Annotated in this window: 19 protein-coding genes; 11 read left to right on the forward strand and 8 right to left on the reverse strand. The window is 60.5% G+C overall.

What is annotated here, in order from left to right; translation table 11 throughout:
• Positions 1 to 75: 75 nt before the first annotated feature.
• From BM300_RS27125 to BM300_RS27135, 3 genes are all read left to right on the forward strand, one after another.
• The gene (locus BM300_RS27125; RefSeq protein ID WP_092224652.1) at positions 76 to 711 is read left to right on the forward strand and encodes an RluA family pseudouridine synthase; all 636 of its coding nucleotides are present in this window, start codon (positions 76 to 78) and stop codon (positions 709 to 711) included.
• 238 nt (positions 712 to 949) lie between these two features.
• Positions 950 to 2,239, forward strand: coding sequence for a M18 family aminopeptidase (locus tag BM300_RS27130; protein WP_092224650.1), 1,290 nt, complete (start codon positions 950 to 952; stop codon positions 2,237 to 2,239).
• 262 nt (positions 2,240 to 2,501) lie between these two features.
• The gene (locus BM300_RS27135) at positions 2,502 to 2,684 is read left to right on the forward strand and encodes a hypothetical protein (protein ID WP_063324804.1); all 183 of its coding nucleotides are present in this window, start codon (positions 2,502 to 2,504) and stop codon (positions 2,682 to 2,684) included.
• A 7-nt stretch (positions 2,685 to 2,691) separates the two neighbouring features.
• Here the strand turns inward: BM300_RS27135 and BM300_RS27140 are convergent, their stop codons facing one another.
• On the reverse strand, positions 2,692 to 3,438 hold the full coding sequence (locus tag BM300_RS27140) for a UTRA domain-containing protein (RefSeq protein WP_063324803.1): 747 nt from the start codon (positions 3,436 to 3,438) through the stop codon (positions 2,692 to 2,694).
• Between the two features lie 349 nt (positions 3,439 to 3,787).
• On the opposite strand from BM300_RS27140, the gene BM300_RS27145 reads away from it, so the two are divergent.
• The 6 genes from BM300_RS27145 to BM300_RS27170 all read left to right on the forward strand — a co-directional run bounded on the left by BM300_RS27145 (position 3,788) and on the right by BM300_RS27170 (position 9,096).
• Complete coding sequence (locus BM300_RS27145; protein WP_092349541.1) at positions 3,788 to 4,855, forward strand: ABC transporter substrate-binding protein; 1,068 nt, start codon at positions 3,788 to 3,790, stop codon at positions 4,853 to 4,855.
• Positions 4,856 to 4,974: 119 nt separating this feature from the next.
• Complete coding sequence (locus BM300_RS27150; protein WP_063324801.1) at positions 4,975 to 5,781, forward strand: alkaline phosphatase family protein; 807 nt, start codon at positions 4,975 to 4,977, stop codon at positions 5,779 to 5,781.
• 5 nt (positions 5,782 to 5,786) lie between these two features.
• Entirely contained in the window at positions 5,787 to 6,623 is an 837-nt protein-coding gene (locus tag BM300_RS27155; protein WP_161951765.1) for an ABC transporter permease, read from the forward strand.
• Complete coding sequence (locus tag BM300_RS27160; RefSeq protein ID WP_092201692.1) at positions 6,610 to 7,410, forward strand: ABC transporter permease; 801 nt, start codon at positions 6,610 to 6,612, stop codon at positions 7,408 to 7,410. The genes BM300_RS27155 and BM300_RS27160 overlap by 14 nt, the downstream gene beginning before the upstream one ends.
• The gene (locus BM300_RS27165) at positions 7,407 to 8,396 is read left to right on the forward strand and encodes an ABC transporter ATP-binding protein (protein ID WP_092147727.1); all 990 of its coding nucleotides are present in this window, start codon (positions 7,407 to 7,409) and stop codon (positions 8,394 to 8,396) included. Before BM300_RS27160 ends, BM300_RS27165 begins: the two co-directional genes overlap by 4 nt.
• Before the next feature lie 46 nt (positions 8,397 to 8,442).
• The gene (locus BM300_RS27170; RefSeq protein ID WP_063324797.1) at positions 8,443 to 9,096 is read left to right on the forward strand and encodes an HAD family hydrolase; all 654 of its coding nucleotides are present in this window, start codon (positions 8,443 to 8,445) and stop codon (positions 9,094 to 9,096) included.
• A 222-nt stretch (positions 9,097 to 9,318) separates the two neighbouring features.
• Here the strand turns inward: BM300_RS27170 and BM300_RS27175 are convergent, their stop codons facing one another.
• The 5 genes from BM300_RS27175 to BM300_RS27195 all read right to left on the reverse strand — a co-directional run bounded on the left by BM300_RS27175 (position 9,319) and on the right by BM300_RS27195 (position 12,657).
• Positions 9,319 to 10,107 (reverse strand): DUF2182 domain-containing protein, encoded by a 789-nt coding sequence (locus BM300_RS27175; RefSeq protein ID WP_092147724.1) that lies wholly within the window; start codon positions 10,105 to 10,107, stop codon positions 9,319 to 9,321.
• Positions 10,107 to 10,742 (reverse strand): DUF1326 domain-containing protein, encoded by a 636-nt coding sequence (locus tag BM300_RS27180; protein ID WP_092147721.1) that lies wholly within the window; start codon positions 10,740 to 10,742, stop codon positions 10,107 to 10,109. The genes BM300_RS27175 and BM300_RS27180 overlap by 1 nt, the downstream gene beginning before the upstream one ends.
• Positions 10,743 to 10,968: 226 nt before the next feature.
• Positions 10,969 to 11,208 carry a hypothetical protein gene (locus BM300_RS31885; protein ID WP_092349537.1) on the reverse strand — a complete coding sequence of 80 codons (240 nt, stop codon included), beginning with the start codon at positions 11,206 to 11,208 and terminating at the stop codon, positions 10,969 to 10,971.
• A 9-nt stretch (positions 11,209 to 11,217) separates the two neighbouring features.
• Positions 11,218 to 11,439, reverse strand: coding sequence for a hypothetical protein (locus tag BM300_RS27190; RefSeq protein WP_092224639.1), 222 nt, complete (start codon positions 11,437 to 11,439; stop codon positions 11,218 to 11,220).
• Positions 11,440 to 11,694: 255 nt separating this feature from the next.
• On the reverse strand, positions 11,695 to 12,657 hold the full coding sequence (locus BM300_RS27195; RefSeq protein ID WP_063324792.1) for a zinc-binding dehydrogenase: 963 nt from the start codon (positions 12,655 to 12,657) through the stop codon (positions 11,695 to 11,697).
• Between the two features lie 139 nt (positions 12,658 to 12,796).
• On the opposite strand from BM300_RS27195, the gene BM300_RS27200 reads away from it, so the two are divergent.
• Positions 12,797 to 14,875, forward strand: coding sequence for a carboxy terminal-processing peptidase (locus tag BM300_RS27200; protein ID WP_170846016.1), 2,079 nt, complete (start codon positions 12,797 to 12,799; stop codon positions 14,873 to 14,875).
• Between the two features lie 118 nt (positions 14,876 to 14,993).
• Positions 14,994 to 16,781, forward strand: a complete 1,788-nt coding sequence (locus tag BM300_RS27205) for a bifunctional diguanylate cyclase/phosphodiesterase (protein WP_092349534.1) — start codon at positions 14,994 to 14,996, stop codon at positions 16,779 to 16,781.
• A 237-nt stretch (positions 16,782 to 17,018) separates the two neighbouring features.
• Here BM300_RS27205 and BM300_RS27210 read toward each other — a convergent pair whose 3' ends face one another.
• On the reverse strand, positions 17,019 to 17,435 hold the full coding sequence (locus tag BM300_RS27210; RefSeq protein ID WP_092201680.1) for a hypothetical protein: 417 nt from the start codon (positions 17,433 to 17,435) through the stop codon (positions 17,019 to 17,021).
• A gap of 9 nt (positions 17,436 to 17,444) precedes the next feature.
• A partial coding sequence (locus tag BM300_RS27215) for an RHS repeat domain-containing protein (protein WP_139232393.1) occupies positions 17,445 to 19,271 on the reverse strand: 1,827 nt, incomplete at its 5' end.

Below are 19,271 nucleotides of genomic sequence, written 5' to 3' on the forward strand. Positions count from 1 at the left end.
GGGTCCTTCTCCTCCCATTCGTGGGCTTGAGAAGGGCCCGCGCCGCCGTTGGCGTTTGTAACGAGACTGTTTTCAATGCCCCTGTCCAACATCCGCATCATTCATCAGGACGCCGCTGTCCTGGTGGTCGACAAGCCGACCCTGTTGCTCTCCGTGCCCGGCCGGGCCGACGACAACAAGGACTGCCTGATCACCCGCCTGCAGGAAAACGGCTATCCGGAAGCCCGAATCGTGCACCGACTGGACTGGGAAACCTCCGGTATCATCCTGTTGGCCCGCGACCCGGACACTCATCGCGAACTGTCCCGGCAATTTCATGATCGCGAAACCGAAAAAGCCTACACGGCGTTGTGCTGGGGCCAACCGGAACTGGAGAGCGGCAGCATCGACCTGCCCTTGCGCTACGACCCGCCGACCAAACCCCGGCATGTGGTGGACCATGAGCACGGCAAACACGCCCTGACCTTCTGGCGCGTACTGGAACGTTGCGGCGATTGGTGCCGGGTCGAACTCACGCCGATTACCGGGCGCTCGCACCAGTTGCGCGTGCACATGCTGTCCATCGGTCATCCGCTGCTGGGCGACGGACTCTACGCCCACCCGCAGGCCCTCGCTGCCTGGCCACGCCTGTGCCTGCACGCCAGCATGCTGAGCTTCACTCATCCGCAAAGCGGCGAGCGCCTGCGCTTCGAGTGCCCGGCACCGTTCTAAGAGACACCACCGCCCCCTGTGGGGAGGGGATTTATCCCCGCTGGGCCGCGAAGCGGCCCTAAAGACTGACACCTCGGAAAGTCTGCTTGGGTTGCTGCTGTTGGGGCTGCTGCGCAGCCCAGCGGGAGCAAGCTCCCTCGCCACAGGCCCACCCCGAGTCACTCACATATCCACGCCGCACCCTCCCCAGCGACCACCAATACGGTAAACTGCCGCCCATTGCTGTCTGGAGTTTCTTATGCGCGCAGAGTTGAACCAGGGCCTGATCGACTTTCTCAAGGCCTCCCCTACCCCGTTCCATGCCACCGCCAGCCTTGCCAAGCGCCTGGAAGCGGCTGGCTATCAGCGTCTTGACGAACGCGAGACCTGGGCCACCGAGGCCAACGGTCGCTATTACGTCACGCGCAACGACTCCTCGATCATCGCCTTCAAGCTCGGCCGCAACTCACCGTTGCACGATGGCATCCGCCTGGTCGGTGCCCACACCGACAGCCCCTGCCTGCGGGTCAAACCGCAGCCGGAACTGCAACGCCACGGGTTCTGGCAACTGGGCGTGGAAGTCTACGGCGGCGCGTTGCTGGCGCCGTGGTTCGACCGCGACCTGTCACTGGCCGGGCGCGTGACTTTCCGCCGTGATGGCAAGGTTGAAAGCCAGTTGATCGACTTCAAGGCGCCGATCGCTACGATTCCGAACCTGGCCATCCACCTCAATCGCGAAGCCAACCAGGGTTGGGCCATCAACCCGCAGAATGAACTGCCGCCGATCCTTGCCCAGTTCGCCGGGGACGAGCGCGTCGATTTCCGTGCCGTGCTCACCGATCAACTGGCCCGCGAACACGGCCTGAACGCCGACGTGGTACTCGATTACGAGTTGAGTTTCTACGACACACAAAGCGCTGCGGTCATTGGCCTGCACGGCGATTTCATCGCCGGTGCGCGCCTGGACAACCTGCTGTCGTGCTACGCCGGCCTGCAAGCGTTGCTGAACGCCGATACCGAAGAAACCTGCGTGCTGGTATGCAACGATCACGAGGAGGTCGGTTCGTGCTCGGCCTGTGGTGCCGACGGCCCGATGCTGGAGCAAACCCTGCGTCGCCTGCTGCCTGAAGGTGAAGAGTTCGTCCGCACCATTCAGAAATCCTTGCTGGTGTCGGCGGACAACGCCCACGGCGTGCATCCCAACTATGCCGACAAGCACGACGCCAACCACGGTCCCAAGCTCAACGCCGGCCCGGTGATCAAGGTCAACAGCAACCAGCGCTACGCCACCAACAGCGAAACCGCCGGGTTCTTCCGCCACCTGTGCATGGCTGAAGAAGTGCCGGTGCAGAGCTTCGTAGTGCGCAGCGACATGGGCTGCGGTTCGACCATCGGCCCGATCACCGCCAGCCAACTGGGCGTGCGCACCGTGGACATCGGTCTACCGACCTTCGCCATGCATTCGATCCGCGAACTGTGCGGCAGCCATGACCTGGCGCATCTGGTGAAGGTACTGAGCGCGTTTTATGCCTGTCGTGAGTTGCCATAACCGCTAAACCTATTTGGACCGGAGACATGCAGGCTCTTGTGGCGAGGGGATTTATCCCCGCTGGACTGCGAAGCAGTCCCAGAATTCACCAACCACCGCGATTATCCGGTAGGCGTAGGGGGTTGCTGCGCAACCCAGCGGGGATAAATCCCCTCGCCACAAGAGTGTTCACCTCGGGATCGCGGGGGATGTGACTTACATCATCACATCCTGGGAAAACCCCAACTAGACTGACCTTATCCCCCCCGACAAGGCTGTCTCCATGGTTTCCATATCTTCGTTCAACGCCATGCTGGTGCCCATCATTGCCGGCATGATCCTGCTGGCCATCGGCTTCAACTTCCGTGACAAGAGCGTCGGGGTCTTTGCCATGTGGATCGGCATGTTGCTGATCCTCGCCACGGTGGTGATCAAGATCCTGAGCAAGCTCAACGAATCGCTCTGAGCCTGCCTCAGGCTGCGGGCGATTGTTCCGGTACCGGTTGCTCCGGCACATCCACGCCGACATGGATAGCATCGTGTCGCCAGAATTCCAGGTCGCAATCGATCAGCCGCTGGTGCTGGTCATAGTTGACCCGTGCGATGCGAAGCCCGGGGCTGCCCACCGAAACCTTCAACGCCGCTGCCGCTTCCGGCTGTAACGAGGTGGGCACGATTTCAAACTTCACCCGGCCGTAGTGCAGGTCGTAATGGCGGGCGTACAGTTCGGTGATGGATTGGTTGAGGTCGAACCCCAGGATGTCCGGAAAATACTGCGGGTTCAGGTAGTGCTCGACGTACAGCACCAGCCGCTCGTCGATACGCCGCACGCGGCAGATCTGGATCACGCTGGACAACGCCGGCAGTTGCAACCAGGCACATACCGCCGCCGAGGCCGGTTGCAGGCGCGCCGAGATCACTTGGGTAGAAGGCACACGCCCTTGGGCTGCGACCATGGCGTGGAAATGGCTGCGTTGCATCAGGTTGTAGGCCAGGCGCGGCGGCGAAACGAACCAGCCCCGGCGCTCCTCCCGATAAATCTGCCCCTGGGCTTCGAGCTGCAACAACGCCTCACGCACGGTAATCCGCGTGGTCCCGAACAACTCACTGAGCTTGCGCTCGGCCGGCAATTTGCTGCCGGGCGCCAGCAACCCGTGGTCGAGCTGCTCTTGCAGGACCTGTCCGATGGCTGTCACCGCTTTGGTTGCATCGATGCGCATCAACGTTACCTATCTGGACTAGACCAGCACTGTTTCGGGGCAAGATCGACTGTCCATCGATCCGCTTCTTGGTCCAGCAAGCCTAGGCACTGCACATGACTGGCAGATGACAGAGCCGCCGAACGGTCGTTTTGCAAGCGTGCAAATTAACGGCCAAGTCCTTTCAGATCAGCTGTTTAACCATGGTCTACGCTTAATTCGCAGCCAACCTCCACGAGCCGGGCATTTCCTGAAGCCTCCACCACCGACATCAAAATGTCACAGGGCTCGCCTACATTGGCTCAGGTATTGCTGACCTAGACCAACACAACCGCAATCGCAGCGTTGAAAACGCCCATAGGAGCTTCGGATGAAACAGCTTTTCCTGGCATCACTGTTAGGCTCGACCATTGCCATGTGCACCGCCGCCATGGCCGCTGACACCGATCTGAAAACATTGGAAGCCGCTGCGAAAGCGGAAGGCGCCGTGAACAGCGTCGGCATGCCCGATGACTGGGCAAACTGGAAAGGCACCTGGGACGACCTGGCCAAGGTCTACGGCCTGAAACACATCGACACCGACATGAGTTCGGCCCAGGAAATCGCCAAGTTCGCCGCCGAGAAAGACAACGCCAGCGCCGACATCGGCGACGTCGGTGCAGCTTTCGGCCCGATCGCGGTCAAGCAGGGCGTGGTCCAACCCTACAAGCCAAGCACCTGGGACCAGGTGCCTGCCTGGGCCAAGGACAAGGACGGCAACTGGGCACTGGCCTACACCGGCACCATCGCGTTCATCGTCAACAAGAAGCTGCTGCACGGCTCCGAAGTGCCGACCAAATGGGCTGACCTGAAAACCGGTAAGTACAAAGTCTCCATTGGTGACGTGAGCACCGCGGCCCAGGCGGCCAACGGTGTGCTGGCTGCCGCCCTGGCCAACGGCGGCGACGAGAAAAACCTGCAACCGGCGCTGTTGATGTTCGCCGAGATCGCCAAGCAAGGGCGCCTGTCCATGGCCAACCCGACCATCGCCACGATGGAGAAAGGTGAAGTCGAAGTCGGCGTGGTCTGGGACTTCAACGGCCTGAGCTACAAGGCCAAGATGGCCAACCCGGATGACTACGTCGTGCTGATTCCGTCCGACGGCTCGGTGATCTCCGGCTACACCACCATCATCAACAAATACGCCAAGCACCCGAACGCCGCCAAGCTGGCTCGCGAGTACATCTTCAGCGACGCCGGCCAGATCAACCTGGCCAAGGGCAACGCCCGGCCCATCCGCGCCGAGCACCTGACACTGCCGGAAGAGGTCAAGGCCAAGCTGCTGCCGAATGAGCAGTACAAAGGCGTGACGCCGATCAAGGATGCCGATGCGTGGGAAAAAACCTCCAAGGCTCTGCCGCAGAAATGGCAGGAAGAAGTGATCATCAATATGCAGTGAGGCGCTAGCTCTCGCTCGGATATCCAATGGAAATCCAATTGTGGGAGTGAGCAATCTCGCTCCCACATTGGACCTGCGGTGAATCCGAGTTTTCTGGTGTCCATCCGGAGTCTTGGTCCATGAAGCACAACGTCATCCTGGTGGTGCTCGACGGCCTCAACCATGAGGTCGCCCGGCATGCCATGGGGCATTTGCAGGCTTACGTCGGCGCAGGACGCGCGGCCCTCTACAAACTGGAATGTGAGTTGCCCGCCCTGTCCCGCCCGCTCTATGAATGCATCCTCACTGGCGTCGTGCCCATCGACAGCGGGATCGTGCACAACAACGTCTCGCGCCTGTCGAATCAGCGCAGCATTTTCCACTACGCCACCCAGGCCGGCTTGAGTACGGCGGCCGCGGCGTATCACTGGGTCAGCGAGCTCTACAACGTCTCACCCTTCGTGGCCGGTCGAGATCGTCATACCGACAACCCCGATTTGCCGATCCAGTACGGGCATTTCTATTGGAATGACCACTACCCCGATTCCCATCTGTTCGCCGACGCCGAACACCTGCGCCAGCGCTACTTGCCGAACTTCCTGCTGGTGCACCCGATGAACATCGACGACGCCGGCCACAAGCACGGCCTCGACACCCCGCAATACCGCAACAGCGCCCGCTCGGCCGACATCAACCTGGCGGTCTACCTGCAAGGCTGGCTCGACGCCGGTTACCAGGTGCTGGTGACGTCCGACCACGGCATGAACAACGATCGCTCCCATAACGGCCTGTTGGCCGAAGAACGGGAAGTGCCGCTGTTTGTCCTGGGTGACGGCTTCAGTCTCGATCCCGCGGCCGCGCCCCGGCAGACCGAACTGTGCGGCACCATTTGCCAATTGCTCGGCGTCGACCACGACAAACCCTATTGCCAGGAGTTACTCAAGTGAACGCCATGACGCGCGGCAAATGGCTGGCAGCGTTGTGCCTGGTGCCCTTCGCGATTTTCTTCATCGTGTTCCAGATCGCCCCGCTGCTGTGGGTGCTGGTCAACAGCCTGGAATCGGAAGAGTTCGGCTGGGGCCTGGCCAACTTCAGCAAGATCTTCAGTTCCAAGTTCTACCTGCAAGCGATCCAGCACAGCCTGGAGATCAGCTTCTGGTCCAGTGTGTTCGGCATCGTCATCGCCGTACTCGGCAGCTACTCCCTGCGCCGGGTGGATTCGCGGTTGCGCAACTTCGTCAACGCGTTCGCCAACATGACCAGCAACTTCGCTGGCGTGCCCCTGGCCTTCGCCTTCATCATTTTGCTCGGGTTCAACGGCAGCATCACGATCATGCTCAAACAGGCGGGGATCATCGAGGATTTCAACCTGTATTCGAAAACCGGGCTGATCATCCTCTACACCTACTTCCAGATTCCCCTGGGTGTGCTGCTGCTCTATCCGGCCTTCGACGCCCTGCGCGAAGACTGGCGCGAATCCGCCGAACTGCTGGGGGCCAGCGGTTGGCAGTTCTGGCGGCACATCGGCTTGCCGGTGCTGACCCCGGCGCTGCTGGGCACCTTCGTGATCCTGCTGGCCAACGCCCTCGGCGCCTATGCCACGGTCTATGCGCTGACCACCGGCAACTTCAACGTGCTGCCGATTCGCATCGCCGCCATGGTTTCCGGCGACATTTCCCTCGACCCGAACCTGGCCAGCGCCCTGGCCGTGGTGTTGGTGGCGTTGATGACCGTCGTGACCATCGTCCACCAGTTGCTGCTCAAGAGGAGCTACCATGTCTCGCGCTGAACCGGGCTCCGCCGGGCTCTATCATCGGGCGGTGGTGTACCTGCTGTTCGCCATCCTGCTGCTGCCCCTGGCGGGCACGCTCGTCTACTCCATCGCCAGCAGTTGGTCGGCCACCGTGCTGCCCAGCGGCTTCACGTTCAAATGGTATGTGCAGTTGTGGAGCGATCCGCGCTTTCTCCACGCCTTCGGCCAATCGCTGCTGGTCTGCGTTGGTGCGCTGGTGCTCTCGGTGGTGTTGATCCTGCCGTTGCTGTTCGTGGTGCATTACCACTTTCCGAAACTCGACGCGCTGATGAACATCCTCATCCTGCTGCCCTTCGCGGTGCCGCCGGTGGTGTCGTCGGTGGGGCTGTTGCAACTCTATGGCTCCGGACCGCTGGCGATGGTCGGCACGCCGTGGATCCTGATCGGCTGCTACTTCACCGTCGCCCTGCCGTTCATGTACCGGGCGATCACCAACAACCTGCAAGCCATCAACCTGCGCGACCTGATGGACGCCGCCCAACTGCTCGGCGCCAGCACCTTTCAGGCCGCGTTCCTGGTCGTACTGCCGAACCTGCGCAAGGGCTTGATGGTGGCGTTGCTGCTGTCCTTCTCGTTCCTGTTCGGCGAATTCGTGTTTGCCAACATCCTCGTCGGCACGCGCTATGAAACCCTGCAGGTCTACCTGAACAACATGCGCAACAGCAGCGGCCACTTCACCAGTGCCCTGGTGATTTCCTACTTCTTCTTCGTACTGGTCCTGACCTGGGCGGCCAACATCTTGAACAAGGACAAAAGCCAATGAGCTACGTCAGCGTCCAACACCTGCAAAAAAGCTACGCCGGCACGCCGGTGTTCAGCGACATCAATTGCGAGATCAGCAAAGGCGAGTTCGTCACCCTCCTCGGCCCTTCCGGTTGCGGCAAGTCCACACTGCTGCGCTGCATTGCCGGCCTGACCGCAGTGGATGCTGGCCAGATCATCCTGGACGGGCAAGACATCGTCCCGTTGAGCCCGCAGAAACGCGGCATCGGCATGGTCTTCCAGAGCTACGCCTTGTTCCCCAACATGACCGTGGAACAGAACGTCGCCTTCGGCCTGCGCATGCAAAAAGTCGACGCCTCGGACAGCCACAAGCGTGTGCTGGAGATCCTGCGCCTGGTGGAGCTGCATGATTTTGCCGGCCGCTATCCCCATCAACTCTCCGGCGGCCAATGCCAGCGCGTCGCCCTCGCCCGCTCCCTGGTGACCCGGCCGCGCCTGTTGCTGCTGGACGAGCCGCTGTCGGCCCTGGATGCGCGGATTCGCAAACACCTGCGCGAACAGATCCGTCAGATCCAGCGCGAACTGGGCCTGACCACGATCTTCGTCACACACGACCAGGAAGAAGCCCTGACGATGTCTGATCGGATTTTCCTGATGAACCAGGGAAAGATCGTACAAAGCGGCGATGCCGAAACCCTTTACACTGCGCCGGTCGACGTCTTTGCCGCCGGGTTCATCGGCAACTACAACCTGCTGGACGCCGACAGTGCCAGCCGGCTGCTGCAACGCCCGGTGAACGGCCGCATCGCCATTCGCCCGGAAGCCATCGAGCTGAGTCGCGGTGGCGAAGCCGATGCGCTGATCCGCAGCCACAGCCTGTTGGGCAACGTGATTCGCTACCGGGTCGAGGCCCGTGGCGTGGAACTGGTGGTGGATGTACTCAATCGCTCGGCCGCCGACCTGCACCCCGATGGCGCACGGTTGTCACTTGCCATCGATCCGTCGGCGCTGTGTGAGGTAGCCTGATGGCTTTATCGATTTTGAAGTTGATCTTGAAGAGGAAAACGCGCTGATGGCCCTGGCAATTTTTGATCTGGACGAAACCCTGATCCACGGCGACTGCGCCACCCTCTGGAGCGAACAGATGGGACGCCTGGGCTGGGTCGATCCCGAGTCGTTCATGCAACGCAACAACGCGCTGATGGATGCCTACAGCCACGGCAAACTGAGCATGGAAGAGTACATGGACTTCAGCCTGGAACCGATGATCGGCCGCACACCGGAAGAAATCGAACACTTGGTAGGGCCTTGGGTGGAAGACTTCATCGAACCGATCATCTTCAGCGACGCCACCAAGACCATCGCCGAACACCGCAAGGCCGGCGACCGGATCCTGGTGATCTCGGCTTCGGGCACGCACCTGGTCAAGCCGATTGCCGAACGCCTGGGCATCGACGAGATCCTGGCGATCAACCTTGAAGTGGCCCATGGCGTCTACAGCGGCAAGACCGTAGGCACCCTGACCTACCGCGAAGGCAAGATCGCGCGGTTGCTGGACTGGCTGGATGCCGAGGAAGAAAACCTGGAGGGCGCCAGTTTCTATTCCGACTCGCGCAATGACCTGCCGTTGTTGCTGCGGGTGGATTTCCCCCACGTGGTCAACCCGGATCCCGTGCTGAAGGCCCATGCCGAATCGGCCGGGTGGCCAATCCATACCTGGAAATGAACACTGAACAGCCCCAGGAAGAACACCCAGGCTTGTGTGGCGAGGGAGCTTGCTCCCGCTCGGCTGCGAAGCAGTCGTAAAAACGGTTGACGCGATCTGCCTGGGCAATTGCGTCGTCTCGATTGGGACGGCTACGCCACCCAGCGGGAGCAAGCTCCCTCGCCACGGGGCACGAGTGCGTCGGTAAGTTCCTGACAATAAGGCACACTCGCTCCCACAGGTTCAGCCAAGCAACAGCCACAGGCTCCAGCCGAGCAACAACACACCGCAGACACGGCTGAACCAGAGTCCCTGCGGCAGGTTTTTCTCCAGCAAAATGAAGGCACCGATCACTGCCACCCAGAGCAGGTTCATCACGCCGACCACGAACAGCAGGCCCATCAGGGCCCAGCAGCAGCCCAGGCAGTAAGCGCCATGGGCCAGCCCCATGCGCCAACCCCCGAGCACGTCGGGGCGCCAGTAGCTGAGCAGAAAATGCAGCGGCCCGCGACAATGCTCAAGGCAGACCGCCTTGCCTGGCAGCCACTGATAGACGCCTGCGACCAACAGCAGGCCGGCGCCCAGCGCGGTACTGGTGCTACGCATCCCCGGACTGAGCAGGGCGAGCTGCTCGAGCGCCCATTGCAGCGCCGTGGCGCCCAGGGCAAAACCGGCCCAGACCAGGACATAGGCGCTGCCGAACAGCAGCAGGGCCAGGTGTCGCCGCGGTGCCGGCATGCGCTTGCGCAGCATCTGCTGGTAGATCAACAGCATGGGCAAGGTGCTGGGCAGCATCATGCCGACCATCATCACCACCCACATGGCGAACATCAGCAGCGCATCGGCCAGGCTCCAAGGCATGACCATGCCACCCATCGCCGCATCAGCCATGCCGCCCGGCGCACTCATGTCGCGAGCCATCTCCAGCAACATCAGCCAGGCCAGGGCAGTCAGCGCGAGCAGGCAGAGCAGGAGCAGTAACTGCTCGCCTGTCAGTCGCTTGCTCGGCGTCGCCGCCTGAGGTTCTGCCATTACGGCTCTATGCCATGGCCGGTGAAGTGCACGTGGGCGAGGTGGCTATGACTGCCCTGGGATTGTAGTTTGAGGGCTGAATGCGTCTGGTAGCTGCCGCTGGCCACTTCGGCCTCACGGAACTCGAAGCCGTTGGGCAGGGACAGGCGGGCTCGATGAGGTGAACCGTCGATCGGGCTGCGGATCGGCTCGCCGCTGGCCTGCAGCACGCCTGGAATGTCCAGGTGCGCCAAGCGCTGATCGACATCGATGGAAAGAGTGATGGGCACGAACAGCGGTTCGAACGCTTCACTCATGGTGCTGCTGAACACCTGAAACACGTTGGCCCCAGGGTCGCTCTCCAAGCCAGAAAGAATGGTCAACAGGGCCTGGCGTTGCGCCTCATCGGCGCGTTCATCGATGAACACCTGGCAACTGCCGCTGCCCTCATGGATGGCACCCGGCCAAGCGAAGGTGGCGGCCCAGCACAAACCGTCCAGCGCGACCTGATTGAAATATCCGTGTTCCACTCGCATCGACGCCACCGCCTGGCAGTGACCATGGGTCGGTGGTGCATTGAATTGACAGGGGCAGCCCCAATTGCAGTTGCAGGCAATGAATTCGACGCCCTGCATGCGCCATTCGGCGATGGCCATGATCAACCTCTTCACCTGGCGGGTGAAATGAAAGCTGCGGTTACCCCATCCCCCATTAGTTAACGCTAGCAGGGCCCGCGCATCGGATACGGGCTGCCGACCGAAGGTCAGCTTGCCCGTGGTCGCCGGTCAAAGGTGAAAGCCACCGTCGATATCACCTTGTCGCTGCCACGGGCCGCACCTGCACTGTGCTGGTGAGTCTGCGAAACGGCAACAGGCACTAGAGCTAGAGCCCGCAATACACCTGCATCGCATTCAGGGCCGTATCATCCCCACTGCCCTGATCGGGTTCACTTTTGAGTCGGAATCCCCAGACATATTGTCCCTGAGGGCAGTATGCAGCCGCGCCCCAATCTCCCCATGGCCCTTGTTCTGACGTGTCTGAAGGCACTTGTGCTTGGGCAGCTTCAACGAGCCCCCATGAAAGTGCACAAACCAGCGCGTGTAGAACGACATGATCAGACATGCCAGTGCCCTACTTGAACTTGGAAAAGGCTTTTGCCAGATCCAGAATTGCTTTTTCGTCTTGCCTGTCCATGTCGCCGTCGCCATCAGCGTCGGTTTTGACATTGACGGTATCGTAGGGGCCGTTCTTTTTCGACGCAGAGACAAAAGTCGCGAACAGCAACTTCTTGCCCTTATAGATCTCCAGGACAACGTCGGGCGATCTGTTGTCGTCAACATATTCCTGGGTCATGCGGAGCTCTTTCGTAGCCATCACAGCACCTCTTCTGTCAGTGGACACTAAACAGAGAGACATCTATTACTCTCGAACCCACTCTAGAGTGACTTTCTTCGTGGTGTCTACTGTCAGACTTGACAGGGTGTATCCCTATCTAGCCCTTTGCAAATTCCAGCGAGCGCGGGAGCGAGCACTTACTACAGGACACTCAAATTCCTGTGTCGAGCAAGCTTGCTCGACACAGGAACCGCAGCTGTACTGCTTGCGCGACTAGCTCAGACTCTCGTCGATCACCAACACCAACTTCCCTGACACCTGGTTGGTCGCCAACTCCGCAAACGCCGCTTCGGCATCCTTGATCGCGAAGGTCTTGGCCAGTTGCGGGCTCAGGCGCTTGTCGGCAAACAGCGGCCACACCTGTTGGCCCAGCTCGCTGATCAGGTCGGCCTTGAACTGCTCGTCACGGCTGCGCAAGGTCGAACCGAGCAATTGGATACGCTTGCCCAGCACCTGTGCCAGATCCAGTTCGGTCGAGCGCCCCCCCATCAGGCCGATCAACACCCAGCGGCCGTCAACTGACAAAAGTTTCACGTTGAGTTTGGCGTAGCTGCCGCCCACCGGATCGAGGATCACGTCGAACGGACCGAGATCGTTCAAACTCTCCAGGCCATCGGTGCGTACCACGCCACCCTGGGCGCCCAGGGCCTCGCAATAGGCCAGCCGCTCGGTCGAACCGACACTGACCCAGCATGGGTTGCCGAACGCCTTGCACAGCTGGATCGCGGCCGAGCCGACGCCGCTGGCCCCAGCGTGCAACAGTACTTTTTCACCCGGCTTGAGCGCCGCCAGCTGGAACAGGTTCAGCCACGCAGTGCCGTAGACCTCCGGCAGCGCGGCCGCCTCAGTCAATGACAGGCCCTCCGGCACCGGCAATACATGCCGGCCATCGACCACCACCTCCTCGGCCATCCCACCGCCGGCCAGCAACGCGCAAACGCGGTCGCCCACCTGCCAGGACGAGCCCGGCCCGACCTCGCTGATCACCCCGGCGCACTCCAGCCCCAACACCTGGCTGGCGCCGGGCGGCGGCGGGTAAAGTCCGGCTTTTTGCAGCAAATCGGCCCGATTCAGGCCGGCGGCTGCCACACGAATACGAACTTGCCCGACATCACACGCCGGGCTCGGCTCATCTGCCCATACCACTTGGCCTTCAACGCCTTGCAATGCTTTCACGGTGCCTCCATAGTGAGTCTCGACTGGGCCCGCTGCTTCAACGCCGGGCTTTCTTGCATTATGCGCCCGGGCCACATGGAACCGGCGACTTCAAAGACGGCCTAATATGCGTTATCAATTGTCCCTGCGTCGAATCAGCATGAAGCATCTGTTCCCCAGTACCGCCCTCGCGCTAGTCATTGGCCTCGGCCTGTTACCGCTGTCGAACGATACGTTCGCAGCCAACAGCTGGGACAAGCTTCAGCCCGATCGTGACGAGGTGATTGCCAGCCTTAACGTGGTCGAGTTGCTCAAGCGCCATCACTACAGCAAGCCGCCACTCGATGATGCGCGCTCGATCATCATCTACGACAGCTACCTGAAGCTGCTCGATCCGTCGCGCAGTTACTTCCTGGCCAGCGACATCGCTGAATTCGACAAATGGAAGACCCAGTTCGACGACTTCCTCAAGAGCGGCGACCTGAACGCCGGGTTCACCATCTACAAGCGCTACCTGGACCGCGTGAAGGCGCGTCTGGACTACGCCCTTGCCGAGCTGAACAAAGGCGTCGACAAAATCGATTTCAATACCAAGGAAACCTTGCTGGTCGACCGCAAGGACGCCCCCTGGCTCAAAAGCACAGCCGAACTCGATGACCTGTGGCGCAAGCGCGTCAAGGACGAAGTGCTGCGCATGAAGATCGCCGGCAAGGATTCCAAGCAGATCCAGGAAACCCTGACCAAGCGTTACAAGAACCAATTGGCTCGCCTGGACCAGACTCGCGCCGAAGACGTTTTCCAGGCGTACATCAACACCTTCGCCATGTCCTACGACCCGCACACCAATTATCTGTCGCCGGATAACGCGGAAAACTTCGACATCAACATGAGCCTGTCCCTGGAAGGCATCGGTGCGGTGCTGCAGAGCGACAACGACCAGGTGAAAATCGTGCGCCTGGTCCCGGCGGGCCCGGCGGACAAGACCAAACAGGTCAGCCCGGCGGACAAGATCATCGGCGTCGCCCAAGGCAACAAGGAAATGGTCGACGTGGTCGGCTGGCGCCTGGACGAAGTGGTCAAGCTGATCCGTGGTCCGAAAGGCTCGGTGGTGCGCCTGGAAGTCATCCCGGCCAGCAATGCGCCGAACGACCAGACCAGCAAGATCGTGTCCATCACCCGTGAAGCGGTGAAGCTGGAAGAACAGGCAGCGAAGAAATCGGTCCTCAACCTCAAGCAGGACGGCAAGGACTACAAGCTCGGCATCATCGAGATCCCGGCCTTCTACCTGGACTTCAAGGCCTTCCGCGCCGGGGATCCGGATTACAAGAGCACCACGCGCGACGTCAAGAAGCTGCTGACCGAGCTGCAGAAGGAAAAAGTCGACGGCGTGGTCATCGACTTGCGCAACAACGGCGGCGGCTCCCTGCAGGAAGCCACCGAGCTGACCAGCCTGTTCATCGACAAGGGCCCGACCGTGCTCGTGCGTAACGCCGATGGTCGAGTGGATGTGCTGGAAGACGAAAACCCCGGTGCGTTCTACAAGGGGCCAATGGCCTTGCTGGTCAATCGCCTGTCCGCTTCTGCCTCGGAGATTTTCGCCGGCGCCATGCAGGACTATCACCGTGCGCTGATCATCGGCGGCCAGACCTTCGGCAAAGGTACCGTGCAGACCATCCAGCCGCTCAACCATGGCGAACTGAAGCTGACCCTGGCGAAGTTCTACCGGGTTTCCGGCCAGAGCACCCAGCATCAGGGCGTGCTGCCTGACATCGATTACCCGTCGATCATCGACACCAAGGAAATCGGTGAAAGCGCCCTGCCCGAAGCGATGCCGTGGGACACCATCCGCCCGGCGATCAAGCCGGCGGTGGATCCGTTCAAGCCGTTCCTGGCCCAGCTCAAGTCCGAGCATGACACCCGCACGGCCCAGGATGCAGAGTTTGTCTTCATCCGCGACAAGCTGGCCCTGGCGCAGAAGTTGATGATGGAGAAAACCGTCACCCTCAACGAAGCCGACCGTCGCGCGCAGCATGCCGACATCGAGGCCAAGCAACTGACCATGGAAAACCTGCGTCGCAAGGCCAAGGGCGAAGAACCGCTCAAAGAACTGAAGAAAGAGGACGAAGACCTGATCACCGAGCCGGAGAAAACCAAGCCGGAAGACGATGCCTACCTGAGCGAGACCGGGCGGATCCTGCTGGATTACCTGAAACTCAACACAGCGATCGCCAAGCACTAGGATGATGGCCATTTAATGGTGATGCTCGTCGGAGTGTCATCAAACTGACATCAGTCTGTCGTGAAATACAGGACTGGGTGCCACGCACCCGGTCCTTTTTTTATCGCCAGAGATTGCCATGACCACGACAGAACAGCTGAGTGCCTTGAGTTCGATCCTGGCTCAAAGCGGTTTGCACAGCCTGTTCCAACCGATCATCTGCCTTTCCGAACGGCGCATCGTGGGTTATGAAGCCTTGACCCGCGGCCCCTCCAACAGCCCGTTGCACTCCCCCATCGCGCTACTCTCCGTGGCGCGCCAGGCCGGCCGCCTCAGCGAACTAGAGTTGGCCTGCCGCCGCAGCGCCTGCCAGCGCTTCAATGAGCAAAAGCTCCCGGGCAAGCTGTTTCTCAACGTCTCGCCCGAGTCGCTGCTGGAGTCCGCGCACCAGACCGGGCGCACCCTGCAACTGCTGCAGGACCTCGGCATTGCCCCCAGCCAAGTCGTGATCGAACTGACTGAACAAACCCCTATCGATGACTTCCAGCTCCTGCAAACCGCGCTGCATCATTATCGTGCGATGGGTTTCTCGATTGCCCTGGACGACCTGGGCGCCGGCTATTCGAGCCTGCGGCTGTGGTCTGAATTGCGACCCGATTATGTGAAGATCGACCGGCATTTCATCGACGGCATCCACCAGGACGCCCTCAAGCGCGAGTTCGTGGGCTCGATCCTGAAAATCGCCCGGGCCTCCCGCGCCCAGGTGATTGCCGAAGGAATCGAACTGCCGGAAGAACTGGCGGTGCTGATCGAAATGGGCGTCGATCTGGTCCAGGGCTATCTGCTGGCCCGGCCTCAGGAACAACCGTCACGCGATGCCAGGGCGCTGATGCCCAAGCAGGACAGCGGCGTGGCGGCGTTGAGCGATGAGGTCAACGACCTCGGTGCGCTACTCAACGAACAACCGGCAGTGGCCCACAACACGCCGACAGCCACCGTGCTGGAAGCCTTTCGTCGCCAGGCCAACCTCAACTCCCTGGCGGTGTTGGATGATCAAGGGCAGCCCTGCGGCATCGTTCATCGCCATTCGCTCTCGGATGCCTTGCTCAAACCCTTCGCCACCGACCTGTTCGCCCGCAAACCCATCAGCCGCTTGATGAGCGACGACTTTCTCGCAGTGGAGTTGAACCAGTCGTTGCAACAAGTCAGTCGCCTGATCACCAGCCGCGCCCGACAACGCATCGAAGAGGACTTCATCATCACCCTCAACGGCAGCTACATGGGCCTGGGCCGGGTGATCGATGTGCTCAAGCTCATCACTGAACTGAAAATCCAACAGGCCCGCTACGCTAACCCACTGACGCTGCTACCGGGCAACGTACCGATCCAGCAATGCCTCACGCGCCTGCTGCAGCAGCGGCAGGAGTCGGTGATCTGCTACGTGGACATCGACAGTTTCAAACCCTTCAACGACATCTACGGCTACGGTCGCGGCGACGAAGTCCTGCTGTGCCTGGCCCAATGCCTGAACGAACGTATCGACCCCAGCCGCGACTTCGTCGGTCATATCGGCGGCGACGACTTCCTGCTGGTCCTCGGCCCGGAAGACTGGCGCAGACGCCTGGACCAGCTACTCAGCGACTTCCAGACCCACTGCCGTCGCTTCTACCGCCCCGAACACCTGGAGGTTGGATGCTTTACTGCGTTGAACCGACAGGGCGTTCGACAGGAGTTCGCGTTGTTGTCGCTGTCGATTGGCGTGGTGCACCTGCGCGCCGAGGCCTGTGAGGAATTGGACGCCAGCCAGTTGGCGGAACTGGCTTCCCAGGCCAAGCATCATGCCAAGGAAATTTTGGGAGGAAGTGTGTATTTAGTGGATGGTTTGGCTGAGCGGGAGGCTGTGGTGGAGTTGGGTTTGTCGGTGTAAGCGGATTCTCCATTCACCGCGGCCCGAACGCCCTGGCGCAACCCCTGTGGCGAGGGGATTTATCCCCGCTGGGCTGCAGAGCAGCCCTAAAGCAGCGAACTCACTCTTCCTGATACTCCGAGTTGTCTGGTTTGGGCGCTGCTCCGCAGCCCAGCGGGGATAAATCCCCTCGCCACAAAAGCAGCTTAGCGGTATGTGGATTGAGCTGAGAGAAGGCCAGAAATTTTGTGTTCGGACCTACCAAGTAGATGGATCTTCGAGGGATGCTTTATCCAAGTCCTCTTTCCATTCTTCGCTTGCCAGCTTGTATATATCCTCAAAGAATTGGCGAGGATCATCAATTTCAGTCTCGTCCCAAGCCATAGAGCGTGGATCATCATAGTCACTCTCAAACTCTTTCGAAAAGTCAAAACCAGGAGAAGAAAGAGCCGACTTCAGAACTTCAAGCAATAGAAATCTGTGCCTATAGGTTAAGTCATCGAACCGCCGTAAAATAAACTCCTTTATTATTTTCTCCCTATCATCCTTTTCGTTTGGATTGAACACCCAAAGCTGCTCACCCAGCGTCTCTTCAAGATCATATATTGAAATCCCCCCTAGCCAATACGACAGCACAGGCACAAAGGGAAGATCATAATTTACCCACATCAACATTACACACCTCTAATCGGGGAAAGCAGTATAAGGCCTACCCTTAACGGCCTGATCGAACCTAACTTCCGAGTAATCCAAGCTATCCATATACACAGGATTATCCTTATCTTTTTTATTAACCTTATACCCTCTCCCTCCCCCAGGCATCTCTTTTCTTACTACTGGATCACCGTCCTTGGTAAATCCTGTATAAGCTGGCGGCACCCGACTCATCCTAGCAATCGCATCATTAATTGCATGCATCTGCAGCCTCCAACTTATAAATTGCGAGCTATGGTTTATCGGTCCTTTCTTTCCTTTTTTCGTTGGATGACTTCCATCAATTGACCGTTGCCTAATCGCCTTGTCAGATATTTCTGGATTGTGCTTGGCGACAGTGTGCATTTTATATTTCTCCTCATACGCCTCTACGCGCCGCTTAGCATTCGCCTCCCCCAACTCACCAATCCGCGCCCGCCGCTGCTCCGCCGTCATCGGCAACCGCGGCTCACCCTCATCTACTTGGGCCTTAACCGCCGGATCCTGCCCCCCAACCGCCGGCCGACACCCACCCTTCCCCGGGCAATCCACCAACCCCAACGGATCCACCCACCCCGTCGGGTTCACCGTGTAGCGATACCCATTGAGCCCACCCGCCAATTTGCTCGGGTCAGGCGTCAGATAGCGGCCGGTTCCGGGATTGTAGTAGCGGTGCCGGTTGTAGTGCAGGCCGCTTTCCGGGTCGAAGTATTGGCCCTGGAAGCGCAGCGGTTGTTCCAGTTGTTCGCCGCCGCCGTGCTGGAGTTCGGTGAGTTGGCCGTAGCCGTTGTAGCGCGCCGACCAGACGATCTGGCCGGCGGGGTTGGTCAGTTCCTGGGGGGTGCCCAGGTGGTCGAGGTGGTAGTAGAACGGGCGGGCGTCGGGGCCTTCGCCGTCGAGCATCGCCAGCGGGCGGAAGGTGCCGGGTTCGTAGACGTAGCTGCAGTGGTGGCGCGGGCTGTTTTCGGCGACGACCTGGTCGCCCTGCCAGAAAAATTCCGTGGTCAGGCCGTCCACGGTCTTGCTGATGCGTCGGCCAAAGGCGTCGTAGCGGTAGGAGGTTTCACGCCCATCGGCCGTGGTGACGCCGATCAGGCGGTGCTGGCTGTCGTAGCGGTAGGCGCTGACCAGAGCCTGGCCGCGGCGTTCGCGGATCAGGTTGCCGAAGGCGTCGTAGTCATAGTGGCGGTCGCCCTCTTCCAGCAGGCGGTTGCCCTTGAGGGTGGTCGGGCCGGGGCGGTCCTGCATCATCAGGTTGCCGGCCGGATCGTGGCAGAAGTGTTCCGGCGGTTCGCTGTGGGAAAAGTCGATGCGGGTCAGGCGATCCAGCGGGTCGTACTGGTAGCTGCGGCGGTTTCGGTTGTCGGAAAGGGTTTGCAGGTTGCCCTTGGCGCTGTAGGCATAATCGCGCCAGAACAGTTGCTGCTGTTGGCTCTGCCACACGGTCTGGGCTTTGAGGCGGCCCTGTTCGTCGTAGTCGTAGTCACTGAGCAGCCGGCCTTGCTGGCGTTGCCGTTCGCGACCGCCGACAAAGCGGTGTTCGGTCAGGCGCGAGCCGTTGAGGTCGATGGCGGTCAGTGCGCCACCTGGGGCATGGTGGTAGTCGAGCTGGCTGTCGTCCGGCAGGCGCAGGTGGTTGAGGCGTCCGCAAGCGTCGTAGCGATAACGCAGGGTGCCCCAGCCCTGGTGTTCGCAAACCAGCCGGTCCTGGGCGTCGTACTCAAAGGCCAGGGGATGATCGCTGCCGTCGTTGACGTGGACCAATCGGCCCAGCTCGTCGTAGCGGTATTCGATGGCCTGGCCGTCGGGCAAGGTCTT

The organism is Pseudomonas sp. NFACC46-3 (assembly GCF_900114515.1).
Taxonomy (GTDB): Bacteria; Pseudomonadota; Gammaproteobacteria; order Pseudomonadales; family Pseudomonadaceae; genus Aquipseudomonas; species Aquipseudomonas fluorescens_Q.

Bases quoted from the DNA above. Each gene is read 5' to 3' on its own strand.
- BM300_RS27125 (WP_092224652.1), top strand. From the start codon at position 76: ATGCCCCTGTCCAACATCCGCATCATTCATCAGGACGCCGCTGTCCTG.
- BM300_RS27130 (WP_092224650.1), top strand. From the start codon at position 950: ATGCGCGCAGAGTTGAACCAGGGCCTGATCGACTTTCTCAAGGCCTCC.
- BM300_RS27135 (WP_063324804.1), top strand. From the start codon at position 2,502: ATGGTTTCCATATCTTCGTTCAACGCCATGCTGGTGCCCATCATTGCC.
- BM300_RS27140 (WP_063324803.1), bottom strand. From the start codon at position 3,438: ATGCGCATCGATGCAACCAAAGCGGTGACAGCCATCGGACAGGTCCTG.
- BM300_RS27145 (WP_092349541.1), top strand. From the start codon at position 3,788: ATGAAACAGCTTTTCCTGGCATCACTGTTAGGCTCGACCATTGCCATG.
- BM300_RS27150 (WP_063324801.1), top strand. From the start codon at position 4,975: ATGAAGCACAACGTCATCCTGGTGGTGCTCGACGGCCTCAACCATGAG.
- BM300_RS27155 (WP_161951765.1), top strand. From the start codon at position 5,787: ATGACGCGCGGCAAATGGCTGGCAGCGTTGTGCCTGGTGCCCTTCGCG.
- BM300_RS27160 (WP_092201692.1), top strand. From the start codon at position 6,610: ATGTCTCGCGCTGAACCGGGCTCCGCCGGGCTCTATCATCGGGCGGTG.
- BM300_RS27165 (WP_092147727.1), top strand. From the start codon at position 7,407: ATGAGCTACGTCAGCGTCCAACACCTGCAAAAAAGCTACGCCGGCACG.
- BM300_RS27170 (WP_063324797.1), top strand. From the start codon at position 8,443: ATGGCCCTGGCAATTTTTGATCTGGACGAAACCCTGATCCACGGCGAC.
- BM300_RS27175 (WP_092147724.1), bottom strand. From the start codon at position 10,107: ATGGCAGAACCTCAGGCGGCGACGCCGAGCAAGCGACTGACAGGCGAG.
- BM300_RS27180 (WP_092147721.1), bottom strand. From the start codon at position 10,742: ATGGCCATCGCCGAATGGCGCATGCAGGGCGTCGAATTCATTGCCTGC.
- BM300_RS31885 (WP_092349537.1), bottom strand. From the start codon at position 11,208: ATGTCTGATCATGTCGTTCTACACGCGCTGGTTTGTGCACTTTCATGG.
- BM300_RS27190 (WP_092224639.1), bottom strand. From the start codon at position 11,439: ATGACCCAGGAATATGTTGACGACAACAGATCGCCCGACGTTGTCCTG.
- BM300_RS27200 (WP_170846016.1), top strand. From the start codon at position 12,797: ATGAAGCATCTGTTCCCCAGTACCGCCCTCGCGCTAGTCATTGGCCTC.
- BM300_RS27205 (WP_092349534.1), top strand. From the start codon at position 14,994: ATGACCACGACAGAACAGCTGAGTGCCTTGAGTTCGATCCTGGCTCAA.
- BM300_RS27210 (WP_092201680.1), bottom strand. From the start codon at position 17,435: ATGTTGATGTGGGTAAATTATGATCTTCCCTTTGTGCCTGTGCTGTCG.